The 23,459-nt window shown below is 46.6% G+C and carries 23 protein-coding genes; 9 read left to right on the top strand and 14 right to left on the bottom strand.

What is annotated here, in order from left to right:
* The first annotated feature begins 21 nt into the window (after positions 1-21).
* The 4 genes from serC (at position 22) to lysA (ending at position 4,617) form a co-directional block, all read left to right on the top strand.
* Positions 22-1,089, top strand: coding sequence for a 3-phosphoserine/phosphohydroxythreonine transaminase (gene serC / locus ACFOET_RS07280; RefSeq protein WP_379021077.1), 1,068 nt, complete (start codon positions 22-24; stop codon positions 1,087-1,089).
* A gap of 1 nt (position 1,090) precedes the next feature.
* Entirely contained in the window at positions 1,091-2,038 is a 948-nt protein-coding gene (locus tag ACFOET_RS07285) for a D-2-hydroxyacid dehydrogenase (protein ID WP_379021079.1), read from the top strand.
* Between the two features lie 69 nt (positions 2,039-2,107).
* Positions 2,108-3,421, top strand: a complete 1,314-nt coding sequence (locus ACFOET_RS07290) for an aspartate kinase (RefSeq protein WP_379021081.1) — start codon at positions 2,108-2,110, stop codon at positions 3,419-3,421.
* Positions 3,422-3,444: 23 nt separating this feature from the next.
* Positions 3,445-4,617 (top strand): diaminopimelate decarboxylase, encoded by a 1,173-nt coding sequence (lysA, locus tag ACFOET_RS07295; RefSeq protein ID WP_379021356.1) that lies wholly within the window; start codon positions 3,445-3,447, stop codon positions 4,615-4,617.
* A 24-nt stretch (positions 4,618-4,641) separates the two neighbouring features.
* Here the strand turns inward: lysA and rnhA are convergent, their stop codons facing one another.
* A complete protein-coding gene (rnhA, locus tag ACFOET_RS07300; protein WP_379021083.1) occupies positions 4,642-5,100 on the bottom strand; it encodes a ribonuclease HI in 459 nt (152 codons plus the stop codon).
* A gap of 67 nt (positions 5,101-5,167) precedes the next feature.
* Here rnhA and ACFOET_RS07305 point away from each other — a divergent pair, with 67 nt between their 5' ends.
* The gene (locus ACFOET_RS07305; RefSeq protein ID WP_379021085.1) at positions 5,168-5,857 is read left to right on the top strand and encodes an SIR2 family NAD-dependent protein deacylase; all 690 of its coding nucleotides are present in this window, start codon (positions 5,168-5,170) and stop codon (positions 5,855-5,857) included.
* 7 nt (positions 5,858-5,864) lie between these two features.
* Here the strand turns inward: ACFOET_RS07305 and ACFOET_RS07310 are convergent, their stop codons facing one another.
* The 8 genes from ACFOET_RS07310 to ACFOET_RS07345 form a co-directional block, all read right to left on the bottom strand.
* Positions 5,865-6,113, bottom strand: coding sequence for a hypothetical protein (locus ACFOET_RS07310; RefSeq protein WP_379021087.1), 249 nt, complete (start codon positions 6,111-6,113; stop codon positions 5,865-5,867).
* Between the two features lie 23 nt (positions 6,114-6,136).
* The gene (gdhA, locus tag ACFOET_RS07315) at positions 6,137-7,468 is read right to left on the bottom strand and encodes an NADP-specific glutamate dehydrogenase (RefSeq protein ID WP_379021089.1); all 1,332 of its coding nucleotides are present in this window, start codon (positions 7,466-7,468) and stop codon (positions 6,137-6,139) included.
* 202 nt (positions 7,469-7,670) lie between these two features.
* Positions 7,671-8,918 carry a sulfate adenylyltransferase subunit 1 gene (locus tag ACFOET_RS07320; RefSeq protein ID WP_379021091.1) on the bottom strand — a complete coding sequence of 416 codons (1,248 nt, stop codon included), beginning with the start codon at positions 8,916-8,918 and terminating at the stop codon, positions 7,671-7,673.
* Entirely contained in the window at positions 8,918-9,808 is an 891-nt protein-coding gene (gene cysD / locus ACFOET_RS07325) for a sulfate adenylyltransferase subunit CysD (protein WP_379021093.1), read from the bottom strand. The genes ACFOET_RS07320 and cysD overlap by 1 nt, the downstream gene beginning before the upstream one ends.
* Positions 9,809-9,848: 40 nt before the next feature.
* Positions 9,849-10,550, bottom strand: a complete 702-nt coding sequence (locus ACFOET_RS07330; protein WP_379021095.1) for a phosphoadenylyl-sulfate reductase — start codon at positions 10,548-10,550, stop codon at positions 9,849-9,851.
* On the bottom strand, positions 10,547-11,146 hold the full coding sequence (locus ACFOET_RS07335) for a precorrin-2 dehydrogenase/sirohydrochlorin ferrochelatase family protein (protein WP_379021097.1): 600 nt from the start codon (positions 11,144-11,146) through the stop codon (positions 10,547-10,549). The genes ACFOET_RS07330 and ACFOET_RS07335 overlap by 4 nt, the downstream gene beginning before the upstream one ends.
* Positions 11,143-11,931, bottom strand: coding sequence for a uroporphyrinogen-III C-methyltransferase (gene cobA / locus ACFOET_RS07340; protein ID WP_379021099.1), 789 nt, complete (start codon positions 11,929-11,931; stop codon positions 11,143-11,145). Before cobA ends, ACFOET_RS07335 begins: the two co-directional genes overlap by 4 nt.
* Before the next feature lie 19 nt (positions 11,932-11,950).
* Positions 11,951-14,059 carry a HEPN domain-containing protein gene (locus tag ACFOET_RS07345; protein ID WP_379021101.1) on the bottom strand — a complete coding sequence of 703 codons (2,109 nt, stop codon included), beginning with the start codon at positions 14,057-14,059 and terminating at the stop codon, positions 11,951-11,953.
* 367 nt (positions 14,060-14,426) lie between these two features.
* Between ACFOET_RS07345 and ACFOET_RS07350 the strand changes: the two genes are divergently transcribed.
* Genes ACFOET_RS07350 through ACFOET_RS07365 form a run of 4 tightly spaced genes read left to right on the top strand, consistent with a single transcriptional unit; the run spans position 14,427 to position 17,803 of the window.
* A complete protein-coding gene (locus ACFOET_RS07350) occupies positions 14,427-15,287 on the top strand; it encodes a PstS family phosphate ABC transporter substrate-binding protein (protein ID WP_379021103.1) in 861 nt (286 codons plus the stop codon).
* 3 nt (positions 15,288-15,290) lie between these two features.
* A complete protein-coding gene (gene pstC, locus ACFOET_RS07355; protein ID WP_379021105.1) occupies positions 15,291-16,187 on the top strand; it encodes a phosphate ABC transporter permease subunit PstC in 897 nt (298 codons plus the stop codon).
* Positions 16,187-17,038: a PstA family ABC transporter permease gene (locus ACFOET_RS07360; RefSeq protein ID WP_379021107.1), complete on the top strand. Its 852-nt coding sequence runs from the start codon at positions 16,187-16,189 to the stop codon at positions 17,036-17,038. The genes pstC and ACFOET_RS07360 overlap by 1 nt, the downstream gene beginning before the upstream one ends.
* A 3-nt stretch (positions 17,039-17,041) precedes the next feature.
* The gene (locus tag ACFOET_RS07365) at positions 17,042-17,803 is read left to right on the top strand and encodes a phosphate ABC transporter ATP-binding protein (RefSeq protein ID WP_379021109.1); all 762 of its coding nucleotides are present in this window, start codon (positions 17,042-17,044) and stop codon (positions 17,801-17,803) included.
* A 51-nt stretch (positions 17,804-17,854) separates the two neighbouring features.
* On the opposite strand, the gene ACFOET_RS07370 is transcribed toward ACFOET_RS07365, so the two are convergent.
* The 5 genes from ACFOET_RS07370 to ACFOET_RS07390 all read right to left on the bottom strand — a co-directional run bounded on the left by ACFOET_RS07370 (position 17,855) and on the right by ACFOET_RS07390 (position 22,927).
* Positions 17,855-18,292, bottom strand: coding sequence for a hypothetical protein (locus ACFOET_RS07370; protein ID WP_379021111.1), 438 nt, complete (start codon positions 18,290-18,292; stop codon positions 17,855-17,857).
* Between the two features lie 35 nt (positions 18,293-18,327).
* A complete protein-coding gene (locus tag ACFOET_RS07375; protein WP_379021113.1) occupies positions 18,328-19,470 on the bottom strand; it encodes a clostripain-related cysteine peptidase in 1,143 nt (380 codons plus the stop codon).
* Between the two features lie 148 nt (positions 19,471-19,618).
* Entirely contained in the window at positions 19,619-20,527 is a 909-nt protein-coding gene (locus tag ACFOET_RS07380) for a FimB/Mfa2 family fimbrial subunit (RefSeq protein ID WP_379021115.1), read from the bottom strand.
* A 90-nt stretch (positions 20,528-20,617) separates the two neighbouring features.
* Positions 20,618-22,339, bottom strand: coding sequence for an Mfa1 family fimbria major subunit (locus ACFOET_RS07385; protein ID WP_379021117.1), 1,722 nt, complete (start codon positions 22,337-22,339; stop codon positions 20,618-20,620).
* Positions 22,340-22,387: 48 nt separating this feature from the next.
* Positions 22,388-22,927, bottom strand: coding sequence for a DUF3575 domain-containing protein (locus tag ACFOET_RS07390; RefSeq protein WP_379021119.1), 540 nt, complete (start codon positions 22,925-22,927; stop codon positions 22,388-22,390).
* Positions 22,928-23,459 lie beyond the last annotated feature (532 nt).

The following is a 23,459-nucleotide window of genomic DNA, read 5'->3' on the forward strand; positions in this document are numbered from 1 at the left end:
TACCCTTGATAAGCTAACGATATGAAACATAACTTTGGAGCTGGACCCTGTATTTTGCCACAGGAGGTCTTCCAGGAGGCATCGCAAGCCGTGCTGAACTTTAACGATACCGGACTTTCCATTCTCGAGATATCGCACAGGAGCAAGGAATTCGAGGCGGTAATTGCTGAAGCTGAACGTCTCGTGCGTGAATTGCTTTCCGTACCAACTGGTTATTCCGTCCTTTTCCTCCAGGGTGGCGCAAGCACCCAATTTGCAATGGTGCCGCTTAATCTATTGCCTGAAGGACGAAAATGTGCGTACCTGGATACTGGAACTTGGGCGAGCAAGGCCATCAAGGAAGCAAGAAAAGTTGGCGAGGTAACGGTTGTCGCTTCCTCTGCTGATGCCAATTATACATATATACCGAAGGCCTATGAAGTGCCGGCCGATGCAGCATATTTTCATTTTACGTCGAACAACACGATTTTCGGGACGGAGATGCTCGAGACGCCAAAGGCAGACGTTCCCTTAGTTTCAGACATGTCGTCGGATATCTTGAGCCGCAAAGTCAATGTGGCTGATTACGGCCTGATTTATGCTGGAGCACAGAAAAACATGGGTCCGGCAGGTGTTACCCTTGTTATTGTCAAAGACGAGCTTTTGGGAAAGGTAGGACGTACATTGCCAAGTATTTTTGACTACCAGACACATATCGGTTCCGGCTCGATGTATAACACACCTCCAGTGTTTTCGATTTACGTATCTATGCTTAACCTCCGCTGGTTGAAAAACAAAGGAGGGGTGAAGGTGATCGAACAAGAAAACATTATTAAGGCGCGCACGCTATACGACGAAATAGATCGGAACCCGTTATTCAGGGGTACCGCCGTAGTAGAAGACCGTTCACGGATGAACGTAACTTTCATAACGGAAGACAAGGCTCATGAAGCAGCGTTTTTGGAACTGGCAAAAGAGCGCAACCTGGTAGGTCTCAAGGGACACCGGAGCGTTGGCGGCTTCCGAGCGTCCATTTATAATGCGCTTAGCATAGCAGGCGTAAACGCGCTGGTTGATGCAATGCAGGAGTTTGAAGAAAAAACTAAGTAAAATGAAGATATTAGCGAACGACGGGATTGATCCATTGGGCAAACAGCTACTTGAAAATGCAGGGTTTACCGTCGACACCAATCACATACCACAGGATGAGCTGTTTGGAAAACTGCAAGGTTATGATGCCATTACCGTGCGCAGTGCTACTAAGGTGCGGAAAGCCCTAATCGATGCCTGCCCCGACTTAAAACTGATCGGCAGGGGTGGGGTAGGTATGGATAATATTGATGTTGAATATGCGCGCTCCAAAGGGGTTGCGGTAGTGAATACGCCTGCGGCATCTTCGTTGTCTGTGGCAGAATTGGTCTTCGCACATTTATTAAGCGGTGTACGCTTCCTTCACGATGCTCAACGCAGGATGCCCGCTGAAGGCGGTACAAATTTCAGCAACCTAAAAAAGAAGTACGCCAAGGGTATCGAACTGCGGGGGAAAACGCTGGGTATAATCGGGTTTGGACGGATCGGTCGGGAAACGGGTAAGGTTGGTCTGGGACTGGGGATGGACGTCATAGTAAGCGATCTTTTTGAAGCGCCGAAACATCTTTCGTTGGCACTTTCAGGAGGGATTGTGGTAGATGTCCCTATTCAGCAGGTGGACATCAGCGAATTGTTAAAACGTGCGGATTTTATTTCGTTACACCTTCCCTACACGGATAAACCGATCATTGGCGAAGTTGAGTTCGGTTTGATGAAGGATGGGGTAGGCATTGTCAATGCGTCACGCGGTGGTGTCATCGATGAACTCGCGCTCATCGCTGCACTGGACAGTGGAAAGGTGTCTTTTGCTGGGCTGGATGTGTTCGAGAACGAACCTACTCCACGCCAGGAACTGTTGACACACCCGAAAATATCCCTAACCCCGCATATCGGTGCGGCCACAAACGAAGCGCAGGAGCGAATCGGCGAAGAGCTGGCCAATCTGATCATTGAGCACCTTAAAAAATAATCCGAATCTTTTATGACGGCATAAAGGGCTATTTAGCTAACTTTGTGCCGTTTTAACGATTTATCGCCAATGAAAGTACTGAAATTCGGAGGAACGTCCGTAGGCAACGCGGAACGCATCAAAGCGCTGCTTGATATTATCGACACACGGGAACGTCAGATCGTTGTATTGTCTGCCGTAGCAGGCACCACCAATGCCTTGGTTGAGATATCCCAAGCTTTTTACGCTGAAGAAAAGGACCGGGCCGCCGCATGCATCAAGGCACTTAATGACAAATACAAGGAGCTAGTTGCCGAGCTTTTCTCCACCGAAGAAGGTCTACGGAACGGCATCGAATTAATTGATTACCATTTCAGCTTAATTTCGTCGTTAGCGAGCCACTTGTTCACCCCCCTTGAGGAAAAAGTTATCCTGGCGCAAGGCGAGCTAATATCAACCACACTTTTTCATTTCTACCTGACGGAACTTGGAATACGTTCCAAATTGCTGCCGGCACTTGACTTCATGAAGATCGATGAAGACAACGAACCTAAAATTGATTTCATCAGGGAAAATCTAACAGAACTGTTACTGCAGGCAAGTGATCACAATCTATTTATAACTCAAGGTTATATATGCAGAAACTCCTTTGGCGAGATCGATAATCTTAGAAGAGGGGGAAGCGATTATACGGCCTCGCTCATCGGCGCTGCGATAACTGCTGACGAGATTCAGATTTGGACAGATATCGACGGTATGCACAATAATGATCCGCGTATTGTAAAAGGAACTACGCCTATTGCTAATCTGAGTTTTGACGAGGCTGCGGAACTGGCCTATTTTGGTGCGAAGATACTTCATCCGCAGAGTGTATTCCCTGCTCAGCGTTACAACGTGCCTGTGCGACTTCTTAACACCATGGATCCTCGGGCTCCCGGCACGCTGATCAACAAAGAAGGAGCTGCGAAAGGGGTAGTGCGCTCCATCGCAGCAAAAGACGGCATTACCGCCATCCGCATCCATTCATCTAGGATGCTGCTGGCGTATGGCTTTCTGCGTAGGATATTCGAAGTGTTTGAGCGGTATAAAACCCCTATCGATATGATCACCACATCGGAGGTGGCCGTATCGCTGACTATCGATGACACAAAGTATTTGGATGAAATCGCGACGGAACTCAACAATTTCGGTTCCGTTGAAATCGACAGGGAACAGACCATTGTTTGCGTTGTGGGAGACTTCAGTGTGGATACTCATGGGTACGCTTCGCGGGTACTTGATGCTATAAAACATATTCCGGTCCGAATGATTTCATACGGCGGAAGCAACTACAACATATCTTTGGTGTTACAAACAGCGTACAAGGTAGAGGCTTTGCGGTCGTTGCACAATAGGCTATTTTAACAACCAAGCGAATGACCGACATGATGTTTGACGCCAACCGCATTACTCATTTCTCCGAAAAAGAAACGCCGTTTTATTATTACGACCTAGATTTACTGAAACGGACATTGGATGCCGCGAAACGGGCTTCCACCAAGTTTGGTTTTCATGTGCATTATGCCTTGAAGGCAAATTTCAATGACCGGGTGCTCGGATTTATTCGTGAGGCCGGCTTCGGCGCGGATTGTGTGAGCGGCAACGAAGTGAAGAAAGCTGTTGAAGTAGGATTCAACCCTGACCAAATTGTGTTTGCCGGGGTCGGCAAATCGGACAAAGAAATAAGCCACGCACTGAGCTGCAATATTTTTGCGTTCAACGTCGAATCCATACAGGAATTGCGGATCATAGACGAATTGGCCGGTGCCGCAGGAAAGAAGGGCCAGGTAGCGCTTCGCATAAACCCCAACGTGGACGCGCAGACCCACCATTACATCACCACAGGCTTGGATGAGAACAAATTCGGCATTGCGCACTGGGAACTGGGAGAAGCTATTGAAGTGTTAAGACAATGCCAGCATATTGAGCTGATCGGCATACATTTTCACATCGGGTCACAAATAACCGATCTTAACGTGTTTAAAAGTTTATGTGTCAAAGTTAACGAGCTGAATAATTGGTTTGACGATCGCGGTTTCCGTCTCCGCGTGCTCAACGTAGGAGGGGGGCTAGGTGTTGATTATCACCACCCAGACACAGCGCCTATTCCCGATTTCCAGTCTTATTTCGCTGTTTTTGCAGAATTTCTTGAACGCAAACCGGGGCAGGATGTACATTTTGAACTCGGCAGGGCATTGGTGTCCCAAAGTGGGAGCCTTGTTAGCCGGGTACTGTATGTCAAGAATGGAATTAAGAAAGATTTTCTGATTCTCGATGCGGGCATGACTGAGCTAATGCGGCCAGCATTGTATCAAGCATATCATAAAATTGAGAACCTTACCGCTGCTTATAGTAATAGCACAGTGCAGGTACACTACGATGTCGTAGGCCCCATCTGTGAAAGCAGCGACTGTTTCGGCAAGGAAGTGCTGCTTCCGCAATCAAAACGCGGTGATCTTATCGCTATCCGAACGGCTGGGGCATACGGAGAGGTGATGGCTTCGCGCTATAATCTCCGTGATGAAATTAGATATGTATACAGCGATGAGCTTATCCGGTGATCTATGGATTTCGCAAACAGCTTTCTAGTAGTTGCCACATTCAAATATTCCGTCTATTTTCCAGTGCGCAGAGTCGAGCGAAGCTTGTACAGCAAGCTGGTCGCAGCGTTCATTTTCAGGATGGCCGGCATGACCTTTTATCCAGACGAAGCGCACCTTGTGTAATTTGTAAACGTTGAGGAAGCGTATCCATAGGTCCTTGTTTTTTTTACCCGCAAAACCCTTGCGCACCCAGCCGTGGACCCATCCTTTTTCTACTGCGTCAATCACGTATTTGGAGTCGGAGTAGACTACTACTTCCTGTCGCGGTTTTTTTAACGCTTCTAGTCCTTTTATGACAGCGAGCAACTCCATGCGGTTGTTTGTAGTTTTTCGGAAGCCTTCCGATATCTCTTTGTAATGCGGGCCTGCGCGGAGGATGACCCCATAGCCCCCCGGACCAGGGTTGCCGCTTGAGGCACCATCTGTAAACAGTTCGATCATGGCCAACAAAGGTAAGCCATTGCTTCATCATTCGTTAATTTTTTGAGAATTTGCTTTATTTGCATCCATGGAGCACATCGTGGTATTTACCGGAGCTGGAATCTCCGCGGAAAGCGGACTGAAGACGTTCAGGGGAAATGACGGATTGTGGGAGGGGCACAGAGTAGAAGACGTCGCTACCCCGGAAGCGTGGGCAAAAAACCCTGATTTGGTGCAGCACTTTTACAACGTGCGCCGCAAAGCGGTATTGGCCGCCAAGCCGAACGCGGCCCACTTTGCCCTGGCAGAGCTGGAACGGAAATATCAGGTAACGGTTATTACGCAAAATATCGATGATCTTCACGAACGAGCAGGGTCAAGCACGGTATTGCATCTCCATGGCTTGCTCACCAAATCTCAATCAAGTATTGACCCCAAATTGACCTATCCAGTGGTTGGGAATGAAATCCGGATGGGAGACAGGTGTGAATTAGGCAGTCAACTCCGCCCGCATGTGGTGTGGTTCGGTGAAGCGGTTCCTGCCATGAGAGAGGCCATCGGTATTTGCCGCACGGCTGACATTTTCATTGTTGTTGGTACTTCGCTGCAGGTATACCCGGCAGCGGGATTATTGGACGAAGTACCAGCAGGTACGATAACGTATTTTGCGGATCCACAGGCCTCAGCGCTGGCAAGGCAGCATGGTGTGATTTGCATAGACGAGCGGGCAACCGTTGCGGTGCCGTGGGTCGTTGGGCAGCTGATTGAGAGCAGATGAAATATATTTAGTATTCATGTCGATTATAAGTCTGTATAAATGATTGGTGCATTTCTTCAAACCGTAATGATACCGATCGGCTGAACTCCTCATCGATCAGTTGAAAGACGCCATCGACACCACCGGTGACGTCCATTTCCGCAATTTTGTAAACCTGCTCCAGCAGTCCCTGTTCAAATTTAATAATAAACTTCTGGTTCATTGCGAAAATGGTAATTTTAAACTCAGGATGAGGCAGTTCAGCTATTGTTCTCATGCTTGAACATCAATCTACGTGTATTATACTAAACCTTGCGCTTTCATTGCGGCTGCAACCTTCACGAACCCACCGATATTGGCGCCTTTCAAGTAGTTAACGGCTCCGTTTTTGTTTCTCCCGTAATGCACACAAGTGTCGTGGATATCATGCATGATTTTCTTTAGTTTGCCGTCTACTTTATCCGCAGACCATTGCTGGCCAAGTCTGTTTTGAGACATTTCAAGGCCCGAAACCGCCACGCCACCGGCATTAGCGGCCTTACCGGGCGCATAGTAAATATTGGATTGCTGTATGATTTTAACGGCATCGTCCGTACAGGGCATGTTTGCGCCCTCGGCTATACAAGTGCATCCGTTTTCGAGAAGCTGTCTAGCGTCGTGTTCATCCAGTTCATTCTGTGTGGCGCAGGGGAGGGCGACATCGCATGGAAACTGCCAAGGTTTTTTGCCGGCATGATATTCCGCTGCATAGCGCTCGGTGTATGCTTGTAAATTGCGGTTCAGTGAGTTTACAAAATCAAGCTTTTCTAATGAGAAGCCGTTTGCGTCATAAACAGTTCCGTTGCTATTCGAAACAGTAATTACCTTAGCGCCCATGGAAATCGCTTTTAAAGCAGCATAATAAGCGACGTTTCCTGCGCCAGAAATCGCTACGGTTTTGCCTTTCAACGACTCACCATGTTCATAAAGCATCCGTTCAACAAAATACAGCAAACCGAATCCGGTAGCCTCCGGGCGAATAAAGCTGCCAGCCCAAGCCGGCCCTTTGCCGGTCAACACGCCGGTGAAGTTATTTTGTAGTCGTTTGTATTGGCCGAATAGATAGCCTATTTCTCGTTCGCCTACGCCAATATCACCTGCAGGCACGTCGGTTTCTGCGCCAATATGGCGAGAAAGCTCGGTCATGAAACTCTGGCAAAAGCGCATGATTTCATTATCAGATTTTCCTTTCGGATCGAAGTCAGCACCACCTTTTCCTGCGCCGAGCGGCAGTCCGGTAAGGCTGTTCTTAAACGTTTGTTCAAATGCGAGGAACTTCAACACACTTAAATTTACGGCGGTCGAAAAACGTAGGCCGCCCTTATATGGTCCAAGCGCACTGTTCATCTGCACGCGGTAACCCCGGTTCACATGAACATTATTCCCGTCATCCTGCCAAACAATTCTGAATGAAATGATGCGTTCGGGCTCAACTATGCGTTCGAGTAATTTTAAGTCAATGCATTCAGGCGCGTTTTCGGTTATATAAGGAACGATGTCTTCAGCGACCTCTTTTACAGCCTGTAAAAACTCAGGCTGGTCCGGGTTGCGTGCCTTGACGTCGTCAATGAATGATTTGAAATAATTTGACATGCTTGAATCTAATATTACGTTTGGAATCGCAAATTTAAAAAAATTCAACAAACTTTGTGTTTTGTAGGGACACATGCAATAGAAATCGCCTTTTTTTAAGGACCTCGAAATTGCTTTTAAATGGTAAAATATACATAATTTACGTTATGTTAAATAGAAACTTTCGGGTCCTTCTGCAGAGGTTTGAAGCGGCTTTGCACGCCTACTCGGATTTGGTAACCATTAATGCGGCGACAGTTAAATGATTGCGCGGGTCAATCAAGATCGCACCGCCGTTTGATTTATTCTCCTTATACGGCTCGATCGTTAGCGGTTCGGCCGATTTGAATTGTATCTGTCCTATGTCATTTAGCCCAAAGTCTCCACCATTTGCTTTTCCAAGCGTTTGTATATCAATTCGGTAAAGAATGTCTAATATTTTTATTTTAGTGAGTTTGCTGTGATGTTGAAGCAGATATACCTGCTTCAGATCAAGCGGTTTGGTGTCCATCCAACAGATATCCGCTTCAAACTGTTGGGACACCGGCGGTAATTCATATTGCTTCACCAAGATATCGCCGCGACCAATGTCGATGTTATCTGCGAGATGAATAACCACCGAGGCACCATTTTCAGCGATGTCCAGCTCATTTGTGGCCAGTTCAATGCGTTTAATAGTGCTGCTGAAGCTGGACGGTAAAACCACTATAGGGTCTCCTACTTGAAATGTGCCACCTATAACGCGACCGGCATATCCCCGATAGTCATGCAATTCATCCGTCTGAGGTCTAATAACCCATTGGACAGGAAACCGTGCCTTTGCAGTTTCTGAAACGCGATTGATAGCGACGGTTTCCAAAAAATCGAGCATGGGCTTTCCGGCGTACCACGGCATATTGGCCGACCAGCTGACGATGTTGTCGCCCTTTAATGCACTCACTGGAATATAGTCTACTTGTTGGATGTTTAGGCTTTCCCTCAGTCGCTCATAATCGTCCTTCACTTTGTCGAATACTGCCTGATCATAGTCTACCATATCCATCTTATTGACGCAAATCAGTACATGCGGTGTCGCCAGTAGCGCTACAATAAATGAATGCCGCCGGGTTTGCTCGACGACCCCTTTTCTTGCATCAATCAAAATAATGGCTAGATCGGCATTGGAAGCACCGGTGACCATATTGCGCGTGTACTGGATATGCCCTGGTGCATCCGCTATGATGAATTTGCGCTTTTTGGTTTGAAAATACTTGTAAGCCACATCTATGGTGATTCCTTGTTCCCGTTCCGCTTTCAATCCGTCGGTCAATATAGCGAGGTCCAACGTGCCATCGTTGTTTTTACGGTTTGCCTGTTGAATTGCTTCCAACTGGTCATCCAATACGGAATTGGTGTCATACAATAATCTTCCGATCAGGGTACTTTTACCGTCGTCTACACTTCCTGCTGTGATAAATTTCAATAAGTCCATTAAAAATACCCTCCTTTTTTGCGTTCTTCCATAGCGGCTTCCGATACTTTGTCGTCCATCCTCGCACCTCTTTCGCTGATTTTCGATGCGCGAATTTCCTCAATAATGTCGTCAATGTGATAAGCTTCCGACAAAACCGCTGCGGTGCAAGTCATATCTCCAACTGTGCGGAAGCGAACGTTGCGATATTCAATTACATCTTCGTGATCCATGTTTAGAAACGCTGTTGCAGCCATTAATTGACCGTTTCGGGTAATAACATCCCGACCATGTGAAAAATAGATCGAAGGCAGTTCGATGTTTTCCCGTCGGATATAATTCCAAACATCCAATTCTGTCCAGTTGCTGATGGGAAAAACACGGACGTTTTCATTTTTGTGGATGCGACCATTATACAAGCTCCACAATTCGGGGCGCTGCCGTTTCGGATCCCATTGCCCAAATTCGTCACGGACGGAAAAAATCCGTTCTTTTGCCCGTGCTTTCTCTTCGTCTCTTCTGGCACCGCCAATGCATGCATCAAACCCATGCTCAGCTATTGTGTCCAGCAGGGTAACGGTCTGCAGGGCATTTCGGCTCGCGTTCTTACCCTTCTGCTCAACCACTTTGCCGGCGTCAATGCTATCCTGTACATAACCCACAATCAGTTTTTCGCCAATCCTTGCGACCAGTTCATCCCGAAAAGCAATGGTTTCCGGAAAATTATGGCCGGTGTCGATGTGCACCAGCGGAAACGGAAACTTACCTGGTCTGAATGCCTTTTCCGCCAAGTGCACCAGTGTTATCGAATCTTTTCCCCCCGAAAATAGCAATGCTGGCTTGTCGAATTGTCCGGCTACTTCCCGTAAAATGTATATCGCTTCTGCCTCTAGATGGTCTAAATAATCCATATGTCGTTTTATATTCACCCGTTAAGTTGCCCCAATGCCCTCATGTCGCGTGCAATCCGCACTCTTTCTTGCTCTTTTCTTCCCACCACCATCTACCGGCCCTGAAGTCCTCCCCCGGTCTTACCGCTCTGGTGCATGGCGCACAGCCGATACTTGGAAAATTTTTGTCATGCAATGGATTGTAAGGGATCTGGTGTTTTTTTACATATTCCCACACCTCATCCAGTGTCCAATTATAGATGGGATGGAACTTCACCAACCGGTTGCCATTATCCCATTCAACTGGGGACATGTCTTGCCTGTTATCTGATTGTTCGGACCGGATTCCCGTGATCCAGCATGCCGCGCCGTTCAATGCCCTTTGCAACGGCTCTATTTTACGGATACGGCAGCATTCTTTACGATTTTCAACCGATTCATAGAAACTCGACGGCCCTTTTTGGTTGATCAACTGTTGCATAGCGTGTGTGTCGGGAAAATACGCCTCTATTTCTTTGCAATAGATTTCTAACGTACGGTTCCAGACATAGTACGTTTCTGGAAACAACCGTCCTGTTTCCAATGTAAAAACACGGATCGGTAAGTTGTTGCTAAAAATAAAATGCGTAATCAGCTGATCTTCAATCCCGAAACTGGTGGAAAAAACCACCTTTCCGGGAAATCGGCCGGCGACCAGCCGCAAGGATTCCAATACCGTTTTTCCGCGCACGAGTTTTTGTATTTCTTCGACCAATGCGTTCATATATTCCCCTCCTTTGTCAGCAGTACTGCGGTATGCGCATTCAGCGCCTTTACCTTGTCCGTGAAATCTCCTTTCAACAGATCACGTAGCTGGCTCATATAGTTTAATGTTTCATCGATTTCGTCCGGCAGCGCTTCGTTCAATAATTCCTTTATCCTTTTGGCAATCGTGGGCGACTTGCCATTGGTGGATATTCCAATCTTCAGGTTCCCTTTTTTGACGACCGAGCCGAGGTAAAAGTCACATAATTCCGGTTTGTCGGCCACATTGATCAAGAGGTTTCGCTTACGGCTTTCCTCGCGGATCTGCCTGTTCAGACGAGCGTTATTCGAAGCAACCAACACCAAATCCACATGCGCTAAATCCGCGTCTTCGAAGGCTCGTTCATGCAATTGCACCGATGGATAGCTTTTGACGAATTCGCGGACATTTGGGATGATCCGCTTAGCGACTACGGTTACATTGGAGTGCGGACTATTGACTAACAAAGCAGAGAGCTTTTCCAACGCCACCGTGCTACCTCCCACGAGAAGCGTCCGCAGTCTATTTAACTGCAAAAAAACGGGGAACAGCTGGTTTTCAGTATTTTTAATCATATCGCCACTGCTTTATGTTGCCGTGCGGCAAAGTGTTCATGTTTGGCCACCACATCACCGATCACGATCACCGCCGGGGCGCTTATCCGCTGCTCGCTGGCATTCGCGACGATTGTAGCCATTGTCCCCAGCACAATTTTTTCATCCGGCATCGAACCGTTCTGGATAATTGCCACGGGCAGTTCCCCCCTGCCCCCTTGCAGATAAACCTGTGCAATTTCCGTTAGTTTATTCATTCCCATCAACACCACTACCGTGGCGTCCGTCTTAGCGGCGGTATAAATATCCTTTGAAACCACACCTGCAGTAGTTGCGCCAGTGATGACCCAGAAGCTTTCACTGACACCGCGATAAGTTAGCGGGATGCCCTGAAGTCCGGAAAGTGCTATCGAGCTGGATATGCCCGGAACCACGTCCGTACGGATGCCATGTTCACTAGCATATTCAAGCTCTTCCCCGCCGCGGCCGAATACAAACGGATCACCCCCCTTCAGCCGTACTACATGGCCGTTGGATCGTGCATAGCTAACCAGCATCTCGTTGATTTGGTGCTGGCGGTATGTATGATGATTGGCTCGCTTGCCCACAAATATGCGAAGTGCTTCCTTGGGAGCGTATTCAAGCAATGTTTCATTCACCAACGCATCATAGAGTATCACGTCGGCAGTCGACAACGCTTTCAGTCCTTTCAGACTGATCAAATCCGCGTCGCCCGGTCCTGCCCCTACCAATGTGATTCTTGAATAGCGCTTCATTGCTGTACTCTGCTTACTGTTATGTTTCATGATGCTTTGCTCAGTCAATCTAGGCGTTTATCACACGCTTTGTTTCCCTTTTCGATTGTGTGGCCTTATAGAAGTCGATCGCTGCGGCTAAATATCGCTTGGCAAAGTCTGGCGACGGATCATGTTTGTTGATCTGGAGCACCTGTTCACTGAAGCCGCCAGGAAACGTGAATTCACCGGGTTCGACGAAATTTACGTCAAAATCTCTGATAATTCCATGTTGCGAACTGCTGTTTATACCTTTATCCAATAAAAGCGCTTTCGCACCACTGATAAACACGCTGTACGCGTGATAGATAGCGTCGGCATATGCCCCAGCATTGAAGCTCTCGCCGGCCCATCCCAGTTTTTCCTCGGCTTCATACAATAATGTGGCAACCAAATCGATTACCACACCCGCGCATTCACCAACACCAATTGCCGTGTGGAACATTTCTTCGTGCCCCCAATCCACAAATTCGTCTTCCGATAAGGTAGAAAGGTCGGCCAGCGGCTTGAGCATACGGTAAAAATAATCCTTGGTCTGACGGTCGTAATACTGATGGAAGAGCTCGCTCTTGAATGCGTGTGTTGCGTAATCGTCCAAAATCAACCGCAACACATCGGTTACTCGCTTCGAAGGAACTTTAACAATCCGTTCTGCCGCCCGACCGAGCCCGTCCCCCAACGTGCCGCCGCCAAGCATTACCTGAGCAGCCGGAACAACTTTGCCGGCAGCTTTCAACGAGCTGCCATGTATCCCGATATGTGCCAAACCGTGCTGACCACAGGAATTCATACAGCCGCTAATTTTTACCTTTAGCTCTCGGTTATATACTAAATCGGCATATTCATCATATATAATGCGCTCGAGTACGCGAGCCATTTCTGTGCTGTTTGAAATCCCCAAGTTGCAAGTATCGGTGCCCGGACATGTGGTTACATCAGCTACACTATCAAACCCTGGTGCCGAAAGGCCGATTTCGTCCAATATCGAATAGATATGCGGCAAAGAATCCTTCCGAACGAATTTGAACATCAACCCTTGGTTTTGTGTGATACGGATCTCGTCGGCAATATGTCCTCGCACACCTTCAATAAGTTTTCTCGCCTTCCAAGTCGGTAAATCACCTGTAGACACCTTTACAAATACGGCATAAAAGCCGGCCTGTTTCTGCGGTGATACGTTTGTATTCTCCCACAGTTCATAAGCAATTGGATTTTCAATAGTAGCTATCGGCGCCTCGTTGGCTTCAGGTGGCGTTGGCTGCGGTACTGCTCTGTCGTCCACCACAAACGATTTAACTTTGTTTGCAATACGCTCTTCGTCGATCAGCCGTAGCACTTCTTGCAATCCGATTTTCTGGATCAGGAACTTGAACCGTGCCTTGTTACGGTTATTCCGTTCGCCATAACGGTCGAATACACGGATAACGCTTTCTGAATACGGAATCAATTGATCTTCGGGAAGGAACTCATGCACGACGGACGCAATCATGGGCTGCGCGCCGAGACCACCTCCCAGCAACACCTTAAAGCCCCGTTGTTCGATACCATCTACAACCTGAATTTTGGGGATGAACCCTAAGTCGTGGACATAAGTGAAAGCCGTATCGCGCGAGCTTGAAGAAAATGCGAATTTGAATTTACGGCCCATTTCCTGACAGATGGGATTGCGGAGGAAATACGAGGATAGTGCATGGGCATAAGGAGACACATCGAAGGGCTCTTCCGGATCGATACCCGCGGTGGGCGATGCTGTAACGTTACGCACCGTATTCCCACAGGCTTCGCGTAAAGTAATGTCGTCTTGGGCTAACTTCGCCCACAACTCCGGTGTTCTGTCAAGGCTAACAAAATGAATTTGAATATCCTGACGCGTAGTGAGGTGCAGGTTACTACTTGCATATTCATCCGAAACGTCAGCAATGCGCAGCAACTGCTGAAACGTTACCTTGCCGAACGGCAGTTTAATGCGAACCATTTGCACCCCGGGTTGCCGTTGGCCATAAATCCCTCTGGCAAGCCGCAAGCTGCGAAACTTTTCTTCGGTGGTTTTGCCCTCTTGATATTCCCTGATCTTTCGCTCAAGCTCAATTATTTCGTTTTCTACGACCGGATTTTCCAGTTCCGTCCTGAAGCTCTGCATGAATGTTATGTTTTCGTTCGCTAATCGCTGTACGGAGCAAATATACGTAATGTATATAGGTTTAGTAGCATTAATTCACAAAACTGACTTTAGTTTAAATTAAATAATTGATAATCAGAAATCTATTTTTTCATTTCAATTCGACGTGATGGGTTTGTTAAGTTTACGGCAGCAGAAATATATCTATAAAATATAATGTCTACCAATTTTGTATATATTTGCAGCGATGAACAAAGCCAGAATGAAAATTAACCATATTCGATGGTCGGCAGTTGTAAAATCTGTAATGATATTTTTTTGCTTGTCACAATGGAGCTGCGCTCCTAAAAATTCATCGAGCTTCGATAAGGAAAAAGGATTACAGGGTATGGTCAGTATATCGGGAGCCTTCGCGCTTTATCCGCTCGTAGTCTTGTGGAGTGAAGCGTTTAAGGCCATCCATCCTAATGTCCGGTTCAATATTTCTGCTGGTGGGGCGGGCAAAGGAATCGCCGATGCGCTGAGCGGCATGGTAGATATCGGGCTAGTGTCGCGTGAGGTTCACCCGCAGGAATACGATCGTGGAGCATTTGTCATTCATGTAGCCAGGGATGCGGTGGTGGGCACCGTAAACAGCAGCAATCCCAATTTGGCCGCCATCCTGCAGCGAGGTTTCAAACGAGCTGAATTGGAGCGTGTCTTTTTATCCGGCAATGTGTCGAAGTGGGATCAGGTCAACCCCTACTTTTCTAATGACAATCTACACGTTTATGTACGGTCAGATGCAGCCGGCGCTGCGGAAACATGGGCCGCATACTTCGGTAAATCGCAAGAGGACCTCAAAGGTGTGGGGATTTTCGGCGACCCTGGGATCGTACAGGCGATTAAAGAAAACCCGTTGGCGATCGGCTTCAGCAACATCAGCTTTGTCTATGACCTCAAGACCCGAAAGCAGGCACCCGGTATCCGGATAATTCCTATCGATTTAGACGGTGATGGAACAATCTGCCCTGCGGAGAATTTTTATGACGACATCGATAGCCTTACTCTTGCGGTAGCGGGCAATCGCTATCCTTCGCCTCCTTCGCGGAACCTATCTTTTCTAATGAAAGGCAAACCTGATGACATCGTGCTCACCGAGTTTATTAAATTCGTGCTTACCCAAGACTCCCAGTCCATTTTGTTGGAAAACGGCTACATCCCGCTCAACGATGAGCTGCTGGCGGAGGAATTAGCCAAACTTGATTGATTGATGGTTAACCCAAGGATAATAAAAGACAAAGTAATCGCTAATGCTATGCTGGTTCTTTCATTGGCATCTGTTTCATTAGTGTTTCTGATTGGTTTTGGATTATACTACCGCGCGGCGCCACTATTCGAAGAGCAATCCTTGCTTTCCTTGTTTCACACAAGTGAATGGGCACCATCCAACGGCAAATTCGGATTTTATCCATTTATCATGGGTACATTATGGGTCACGTTTATCGCCATTGTCGTGGCGTTGCCGCTGTGCCTACTCACTGCTATTTATGTTACGGAGTATGCAAAGCCAAGTGTCCGTAGAATTTTCTTGCCGCTGGTGAACATCCTTGCCGGCATCCCCCCTGTCATTTATGGCGTCTGGGGCATCTTCTTTGTGGTCCCTATCGTACGTGAACACATAGCACCTCCTTTTATGGAATACTCCAGCGGTTACACGGTGTTTACCGGAGGGTTAGTACTTGCCGTGATGATCTTCCCCATTCTGGTAAGCATCGTTTCAGAGGTTTTGCGCACGATTCCCAAGGAGTTGAAAGATGCCTCGTTGTCATTGGGCGCGACAAAATGGGAAACGATAAAAAAAGTGGTAATCAAACGCGCGCTACCAGGGATTGTGGCCGCTACCGTTTTGGCCGTTTCAAGAGCTTTCGGCGAGACGATCGCCGTCTTGATGGTGTGCGGTAATGTACCTGTTGCCCCGACTACTGCTTTTGACGGTGGTTATCCGCTACCCGCGCTGATCGCCAACAATTTCGGGGAAATGATGTCAATTCCGTTGTATGATTCGGCATTGATGTTTGCAGCTTTACTGCTATTTGTCATCATCTTCCTTTTCAACCTGGTATCGCGTATTATTCTTAACAGCATAGAATACAAATATAATTCGTGATGGATATAAACAAGAAAAAGTCCGAAGAGGCGATCTTCAAAATATTGATGATGTTGGCCTGTATATTGGTCAGCTCCTGCCTATTCTTAATTATAGGTACAATCGTCGTCAAAGGGTTACCTCACCTTACGTGGGATATGATATCCAAAGTGCCACAAGGCGGCTTTTACATAGGCAAAGAAGGCGGTGTGCTTAATGCAATCATCGGATCTCTTTACCTTGCTGGAGGAGCGACAGTCTTAGGCTTGTTCGTAAGCATTCCGATTTCGGTATATCTTAACAGTTACCTTAAGAACGGAAGTCTATTAAGTAAATCAGCCAAATTGGCGTATGACGTACTGTTTGGTATTCCATCCATCGTTTATGGCGCGTTTGCATTTAGCATTATGATCTGGTTGGGCGTGCGCGCATCACTGCTGGGTGGAATCATCGCAGTCACACTGCTTGTTATTCCCATCATGGTGCGCACATTGGACGAGATGATCTCCACGGTACCAAAGGAGCTTAAACATGCCGCATTATCATTAGGAGCTACCCGATGGGAGGCATCTAAAGTCATCTTAAGACAAATCCGTCCAGGCATTTATACCGCCGTCCTCCTCGCATTCGGCAGAGGCATTGGTGACGTAGCTTCAGTCCTGTTTACCGCAGGTTTCAGCGACAACATTCCAAGGTACATCGATGAGCCAGCGGCTACCCTACCATTGGCGATATTCTTCCAGCTCAGCAGCCCTATACCTGAAGTGCAGGGGCGGGCGTACGCATCTGCGTTGATCCTCACAATCATCATTCTGGTAATCGTGGTGGTATCGAATATTCTCGTGGCTAAACAGACCAAACACAAAATATAACTTATGACACAACATCCGCTGATCAGTGTTAAAAACTTGAATGTATATATTGACGGTCAACATATTCTGAAGAACGTCAATATCAATATCCCCGATAAGCGCGTCACCTCGATCATCGGTCCGTCCGGATGCGGTAAAACCACGTTATTGAAAACTTTCAACCGGCTTTTGGACGACACTGCCAACGTAAAGGTTTCAGGAAGCGTTTTGGTAGATGACGAAGATATCTACGCACCCCATGCGGAGGTGACGCATATCCGCAAAAAAATGGGGTTACTTTCCCAGCGGCCTTATCCGCTGCCCATGTCTATCTATGACAACGTCGCCTTTGGCCCGAGGATCCATGGCGTTGGGAGAAAGGCGGCGTTGGATCGAATCGTTGAAAAGCAATTGAGAGACACGAGCCTTTGGGACGAGGTGAAGGATCGCCTCCACAGCCCTGCCGCCAAGCTGTCCATTGGACAACAGCAGCGCCTGTGTTTAGCCCGGGGATTGGCTGTGGAACCTGAAATCATTCTTGGTGATGAATCCACGTCTGCATTGGACCCGATATCCACTCAAAAAATTGAGGACCTTTTTGTCCGGCTCAAGGAACAGTATACAATCGTATTGGTTACGCATATCCTGAGGCAGGCGCGCAGAATTTCAGACTTCATTATCTTCGTATACATGGGAGAAATTATCGAGTTTGGCCCTACCGAAGAGGTGCTGTTCAACCCTCAGGAAGAGCTTACCAAACAGTATGTGAAAGGATTCATCAGTTAATTAATCAACCATCAGCTAGTGAAACCTTACTAACAAAGAGGGAGAAGCAGACTATTCCCCGATTTGAAATGCCAAACTGAACTTTTCAGCAATGGCCTCCACAACCGAGTTTTTTGTTAGCATGATATCAATTTCTGAAATCCGGATAACAGAGCGAAGTTGAGAAAGCCTTTCGCGATTAACGAACAGTGCTATCTTTGCTATCGGATATTTATCCCTGACATGATTGATATACACTTTCTCAGGTTCATCCAAGAGAATACGCTCTTCCAGTACGACCAGGTCATATACTTCGTTATCTGCCTGGTTTAATTTATTTTCCAATCCCGACTTGTCCACCGCTTGGACAGCCCAGTTGGGCAGATACTGCCTGATGATCTCCAGGAAAAAGACTTGTTCGATGATTACATTATTTGCGATCAGGACACGTAGTCCAGTTTTTGTTTTCGAGATAGCTTCTGCATACTCAAAGACGGTAATAGCGCACATTATACTGAGTTTTCAAGTTTAACAATGTCAGCTCACTAATGTTCAGCTTGTGTAGCCTTATTCCAGGCAAGTTCCTCATATTTTTCGTTTAAATTTTTGAACCGCTCTTGCCGAATATACGTAGTAATTCCACTATGATGTTCGATTTCAAACCCAAATTGATTGGGGATGAACCCCGGAGTGGCAGCTTTAAAAACGACAGTATTTTTTAATAGGACGTTTAGTTCGTTTTGTGTCCCCGCTAAGGTCTTTCGCTGATAGTAATCACCGAAATCGAAAAATAAGCGATGACCTCTGTAGCGGTCAAAGTGCTGAACCTCAGGCAGGATATCCTCTGATACATTTATATTGTTATGCTTCTTTACCCATGCTGCCAGCGCGTGCAATGCCGTGGTTTTTGCCACGGTTATGGTGGCTGAGCGATAGTCTCCAATTTGACCATCCCAAAAATCGAAGAATGCTTTTGCAAAGCCTACGAGATCAGCTTGTGGTTCAAACAGTAACGGCAATGACCCCGGATAAACCGGAGTAAAACCAGGTGACACGATTTCTGCCGATGACGACAAAATATACACGGTTTTATCTTTCAATTCATAAAGCACTTCGATCCCCGCCATAAAGCAGGCTTCAAACACAATAAAATCGAAAAAGCCATCCGGGATAGCCGAAGCAAATTCACTCAGGCCGAGTTCCATGGTTCCGTCCATGACGACGGTGTATGTCCGTATCGGTGTCCTGATGGATAAAGGCACTGCTCCCATATACCACTGGGCCGATTCCGGTTGGGTAAGGGCACCTTTGGGCAGCCAGCCAGACGCATGGGAGAACAAAATTAGTCCATAAGATTTTGCTGGAAAAAGTCGCTCAATATCTTCCAACACCAAGCGGACGGTTTGCTTATTAGCACTATTCTGCTCGGAATAGGTTTTCATTATGCGAATATGGTTTTCCCCGCTAGCCTCACGATAAATTTCCAACAGTTGAGGTACTTCGTTGTCCGTATCCCGGTAAATCACTAACCGATTTTTGCCTCCGGGAAAACCGCGGCGCAGGGCCTCGATCTTCTCGTCGGCTTCTATAGCGAGGTTGTTATCGCCTCCCAGATAGTAAAGGACAGTACGATTCGGCAGGTCTGGTTCATTGCCACTATCCTTGTTACAGCCCCATGTAAATAACATTAAGATTAATGCAGCAGCGCAATGTAACCAGCATATTTTACGGTACTTTAACTTTAACATGGGCTAAATACTAATCTTTATTACGGATATAGTCATTGCTCTTGTATTGCTTACAATTGCGCGTGTTTCGTCATAGGTAGTCGTATATTTAAATAAGAACGTATCCGCCACTGTGTACCCTCCAATTATTAATGTAGATGGCTAGCCCCGTAGTAACCCTATATTCAATTTCGACGTGGAAAGCAGCTGCGCATTCCAAGTCAATTCCTGGCACACGAAACAACAATTCCAGCAAATCCTCGTTCAGGAGTCGCATGCCGGTAGCTGGGTTAATGATTTGTAAGCGTGTATAATTGCCCTCCCCTCTCATAGGCCAGTTAATCAACGTACGCCCTGTATAACGATGGCCTTCGCCTTCCAGCGAAAAGTACATTAAGGGGTTCCCCGTTAGGTAGACCTGATCCATGTCAAACCTATACCGCGCGGCATTTCCGGCAAGTGCAATCTGGTATAGTGCGTGGGATATACCGTCTACCGTTATGTGCAACGTTTTTGTTTTTTGAATCAAGGTCATTAAATATTTTTGGTCTTGTAATTTAGACGAGACCGTAAGCGTATGACTACCGATAAAAAGCGCTTGTTTGGCTGACAGCAACGAACCGTCCCGATGTTCGAGGTAGCTGGATACGGAGGCATCGAGTAAGTTCGTTTTCCCTGGTATGAAAGGGGCACTCTGCATTTGATCTCTATCGTATCCGGCAACAGCAAAAATTTGATAGTGAGCGGGCTCCAAAGACAATTCAACTTGATAACGGTCTCCTGTCGGTAAGGCGTCCACTTGCTGTAAAAACAATCCATTGTCATCAAATACAAACACCGTTAGTCGGTTTAAATCATCGGGCACAAAAAACTCATGTGCGCAAGTTTGGGAGGGAACAAAGGAAAACGAAATGAAAACAGGCTGCGGCAAACAGATGTCCAAGTTTTCTTTGATACAACTAGTTGCCATGAATATGAGCACGCAGCTGAATAGCCTTAAATTTTCAACAGCCTTCATCTCTTTTATCGCGCTTTACAATTCAAGTACACGGAGGCATCGATAAGAAACAGGCCTCCGCATAACTCGTAAAGTTTAACCCCAATTACGTTAGTTTAACTCATATTCATCCTCATCAGAATCCCAATTCTCCATAGAAACAGTCACATTAAGACCAGTCGCCGTAGGAGTTGGGTCAATGACATGTTCGGGATGTAAGGGTGTTCCTGTAAGGATGTTCGGAAACCAGTCACCTGGATATATAGGTGTACCCCGATAAGTGCCTGACGGTTGGAGCGTCACATCGGCCGCGCTCAAAGCACCGTTTTCATAACCACCGGGTATGGCGTCGGGGTTTGTTGTTCCGATGTAATTCACACCGGTGATGTTGGCTACATAAACTGTATTTCGAAGGATATCATATAAATTGGTAGTTCCTGGTCCTGAAGGCCCGTTTCCGTTGGGGTTGAGATAGATTCTGTAATAGCAATAACTGTTTGGATAATAGAAAATATAGTGATCGGCCTCATGATCTCCTCCTATTCTGGCATTAACATCATATGGCGTGTTTATAGGATCCGTATCGACCGGAACTCCACTCTCATTGAAGGTTATGTCAACGCCACCGTTTACCAAATTCTCAAAATATTCGCTCATCACAAATTCGCGTGCGGCTCCCAAGTTATCGAAATAACGCGCACCCAGCGCATCCTCTCCCCCGGTATTATCTCCAGTAAACACAGCATATAATTCTGGCAGTACACTATTATTATAGGTAGTAGCGTCACCGGTAATTGGGTCCCATCCCAATTTATGCGGTATAAACTGCGCCCTGACGCTAACATAGGTAACGTCTTGGTGCCGGTGCGAAACTGATGTGTTTTCAGTTGTATAATGAATATTAGCAGCAGGGTCTTGAAAATCACCATTTCCGACCACAAGCAGGTCGTTTATCGCTTTGAATTCAACATCGCTAACATTTCGTAATTTCCTGATACTGTTAATACTAAGCGCACCAACTGAATGTATAGTATTAGCAGCATGATTTGGGTCTTCGCCAGGAGTGCCAAGGAGCGGTGCAACATACATCTGATTATTGCGCTGTCCGATGGCAAATTCAAAATTGGTGACCGTACCGCCACTCACATTATCGAATACAAGACTGCCGGGGCCACCATCTGTTGTCACAACAACTTTAGCTACCAATCGGCTTACACTTATCGGTGTAGCAATCGGATTAATAGTAGTCACATCGTCAAAAGTCACATTGGTGCCCCTGGTTGCGGAAAAATAGGCCACACGGGATGCGCCCCCAGCACTCGGCGTGCCTGATAGCAATTCAGCAAGGAGATCTTCGTCTTCGAATACTTCGTTGACATAATACCCCGTTCTCAGCCTGTGCACAATCAAATCTGGCAGGTTTACCCCAACATATACCAGCTTATCACCTTGCTTAACTTCAAATTCGCCCGTTACAAAGGTGCTGCTGTTGCCTGGGTTCTTGAATTCGCCCTCACCGGGGTCGTTTGCTGAAATAAAATCGGCTGGCGTAGGACCGGTACGTACAAAATGAAAGTGATCAACAGCGTAACTACCGCCATTTTCGTAAATAAATACGTCTAAATATTCTGCATATATCTCTTCAGGTGTTGCATAAAGATCTCCATCCCCTGGTGCGTAGGTACGAATATTCTTTGGTATAGATACGGCCAACTTCGCTTTCACGATTTTCCCTTCCGGCACCACAGTATCCCGGTCATCTCCTCCTGGTCGTTTACAAGCACCTAGCACCAATCCGACCAATGCAATTGTCAATAGTTGTTTGATTTTCATAAGTAGAAGTTTAATTGTTTAAATTAATTTGTAATATAACACATGTGATTAATAAAGCGCATATATTGCCGTGAGGTATACGATGGATAATGACGATTTGCCCGGACCGACGTACCTTCTCGTACCTGATCCCTTGAATGAGCCGCAGGTCTTGCATTCATAGCTATCGTACCACAGATACGAAAAAACCAAAGTGGTGCCGACCTCCCCTCGCCATCGTCCCCCCAAGCCAAACTGGTTCGCATACGTAAGGCCTCCGCCAGCACCATGCCCTTGATAGCGGGTGTTTTTCGGGTCAGGAAACATGCCGAACGGGATACCAATACCGCCAGCATTGTAATATAGGTAGTGAAGTTGAAGACCAATAAAGGACTGCACATGAATGAAGCTTCCTCTGAATGTTTCACCAAACCAGCGCCGAAGCTCCGGCTGAAAGGCAAGGTGCTTAATTTTCCTGTTGTCCGAGAATGTCCAAGGATTGTAGCTGACCGGCAGACTAACGCTGAAGCGGTTATTGAAGTACTGTTCGACCCCTATGTTTATAGTGGAGGTAGCCAACTCGGTTATGTTGGCTTTTACAGTTAGCATCGGATCCACCCAACGACCTCCTCCGATTTGACGTAAGGGGTTCGAGTAAGTGATAGGAATCGCTCCCGACGTTCTAAAATTTTTTTCAACAGTTGTCGTGTTAAGGTCATGCTGCAATTGAGCAGAGACATTGAAAAACCACAGCGAACACGCCAAAAAAAAACAGAGGTGTCCAAGAGACGTTGAATTGACATAATTTTTCACTAATTGCGAAAGCATTGACTTGAAGGATTTGTTTTTTAGTGAGTAAAACGCGGTGAACAACAAAGTCTATTCATCAAATATGAACATTGTCCAACTTGCTTTAAATTTTATATGCCAGATATGTGAAAAATATAGCGCACAGTCGAAAAGGGAATAGGTGAAACATTGTTTAGTTAGATCAACAAAACTAAATACATTCATCTAATTTTTCACACCATTATATAGGCGCCAACGAATTTACTATCTCATTTTGACTCTATTTTGTGGTATTGCGAATAAGTAAATGTTCCATAGGTCATTCTTTTTCCTTTAGGTAATAATTTAATAC

This window comes from Parapedobacter deserti, assembly GCF_042646065.1.
Taxonomy (GTDB): domain Bacteria; phylum Bacteroidota; class Bacteroidia; order Sphingobacteriales; family Sphingobacteriaceae; genus Parapedobacter; species Parapedobacter deserti.

Bases quoted from the DNA above. Each gene is read 5' to 3' on its own strand.
- rnhA (WP_379021083.1), bottom strand. From the start codon at position 5,100: ATGATCGAACTGTTTACAGATGGTGCCTCAAGCGGCAACCCTGGTCCG.
- ACFOET_RS07380 (WP_379021115.1), bottom strand. From the start codon at position 20,527: ATGAAGGCTGTTGAAAATTTAAGGCTATTCAGCTGCGTGCTCATATTC.
- gdhA (WP_379021089.1), bottom strand. From the start codon at position 7,468: ATGTCAAATTATTTCAAATCATTCATTGACGACGTCAAGGCACGCAAC.
- ACFOET_RS07385 (WP_379021117.1), bottom strand. From the start codon at position 22,339: ATGAAAATCAAACAACTATTGACAATTGCATTGGTCGGATTGGTGCTA.
- ACFOET_RS07330 (WP_379021095.1), bottom strand. From the start codon at position 10,550: ATGAACGCATTGGTCGAAGAAATACAAAAACTCGTGCGCGGAAAAACG.
- cobA (WP_379021099.1), bottom strand. From the start codon at position 11,931: ATGAAACATAACAGTAAGCAGAGTACAGCAATGAAGCGCTATTCAAGA.
- ACFOET_RS07390 (WP_379021119.1), bottom strand. From the start codon at position 22,927: ATGCTAACTGTAAAAGCCAACATAACCGAGTTGGCTACCTCCACTATA.
- ACFOET_RS07285 (WP_379021079.1), top strand. From the start codon at position 1,091: ATGAAGATATTAGCGAACGACGGGATTGATCCATTGGGCAAACAGCTA.
- ACFOET_RS07350 (WP_379021103.1), top strand. From the start codon at position 14,427: ATGGTCAGTATATCGGGAGCCTTCGCGCTTTATCCGCTCGTAGTCTTG.
- cysD (WP_379021093.1), bottom strand. From the start codon at position 9,808: ATGGATTATTTAGACCATCTAGAGGCAGAAGCGATATACATTTTACGG.
- ACFOET_RS07310 (WP_379021087.1), bottom strand. From the start codon at position 6,113: ATGAGAACAATAGCTGAACTGCCTCATCCTGAGTTTAAAATTACCATT.
- ACFOET_RS07365 (WP_379021109.1), top strand. From the start codon at position 17,042: ATGACACAACATCCGCTGATCAGTGTTAAAAACTTGAATGTATATATT.
- ACFOET_RS07320 (WP_379021091.1), bottom strand. From the start codon at position 8,918: ATGGACTTATTGAAATTTATCACAGCAGGAAGTGTAGACGACGGTAAA.
- ACFOET_RS07335 (WP_379021097.1), bottom strand. From the start codon at position 11,146: ATGATTAAAAATACTGAAAACCAGCTGTTCCCCGTTTTTTTGCAGTTA.
- serC (WP_379021077.1), top strand. From the start codon at position 22: ATGAAACATAACTTTGGAGCTGGACCCTGTATTTTGCCACAGGAGGTC.
- lysA (WP_379021356.1), top strand. From the start codon at position 3,445: ATGTTTGACGCCAACCGCATTACTCATTTCTCCGAAAAAGAAACGCCG.
- ACFOET_RS07375 (WP_379021113.1), bottom strand. From the start codon at position 19,470: ATGTTATTTACATGGGGCTGTAACAAGGATAGTGGCAATGAACCAGAC.
- pstC (WP_379021105.1), top strand. From the start codon at position 15,291: ATGGTTAACCCAAGGATAATAAAAGACAAAGTAATCGCTAATGCTATG.
- ACFOET_RS07305 (WP_379021085.1), top strand. From the start codon at position 5,168: ATGGAGCACATCGTGGTATTTACCGGAGCTGGAATCTCCGCGGAAAGC.
- ACFOET_RS07360 (WP_379021107.1), top strand. From the start codon at position 16,187: ATGGATATAAACAAGAAAAAGTCCGAAGAGGCGATCTTCAAAATATTG.
- ACFOET_RS07345 (WP_379021101.1), bottom strand. From the start codon at position 14,059: ATGCAGAGCTTCAGGACGGAACTGGAAAATCCGGTCGTAGAAAACGAA.
- ACFOET_RS07290 (WP_379021081.1), top strand. From the start codon at position 2,108: ATGAAAGTACTGAAATTCGGAGGAACGTCCGTAGGCAACGCGGAACGC.
- ACFOET_RS07370 (WP_379021111.1), bottom strand. From the start codon at position 18,292: ATGTGCGCTATTACCGTCTTTGAGTATGCAGAAGCTATCTCGAAAACA.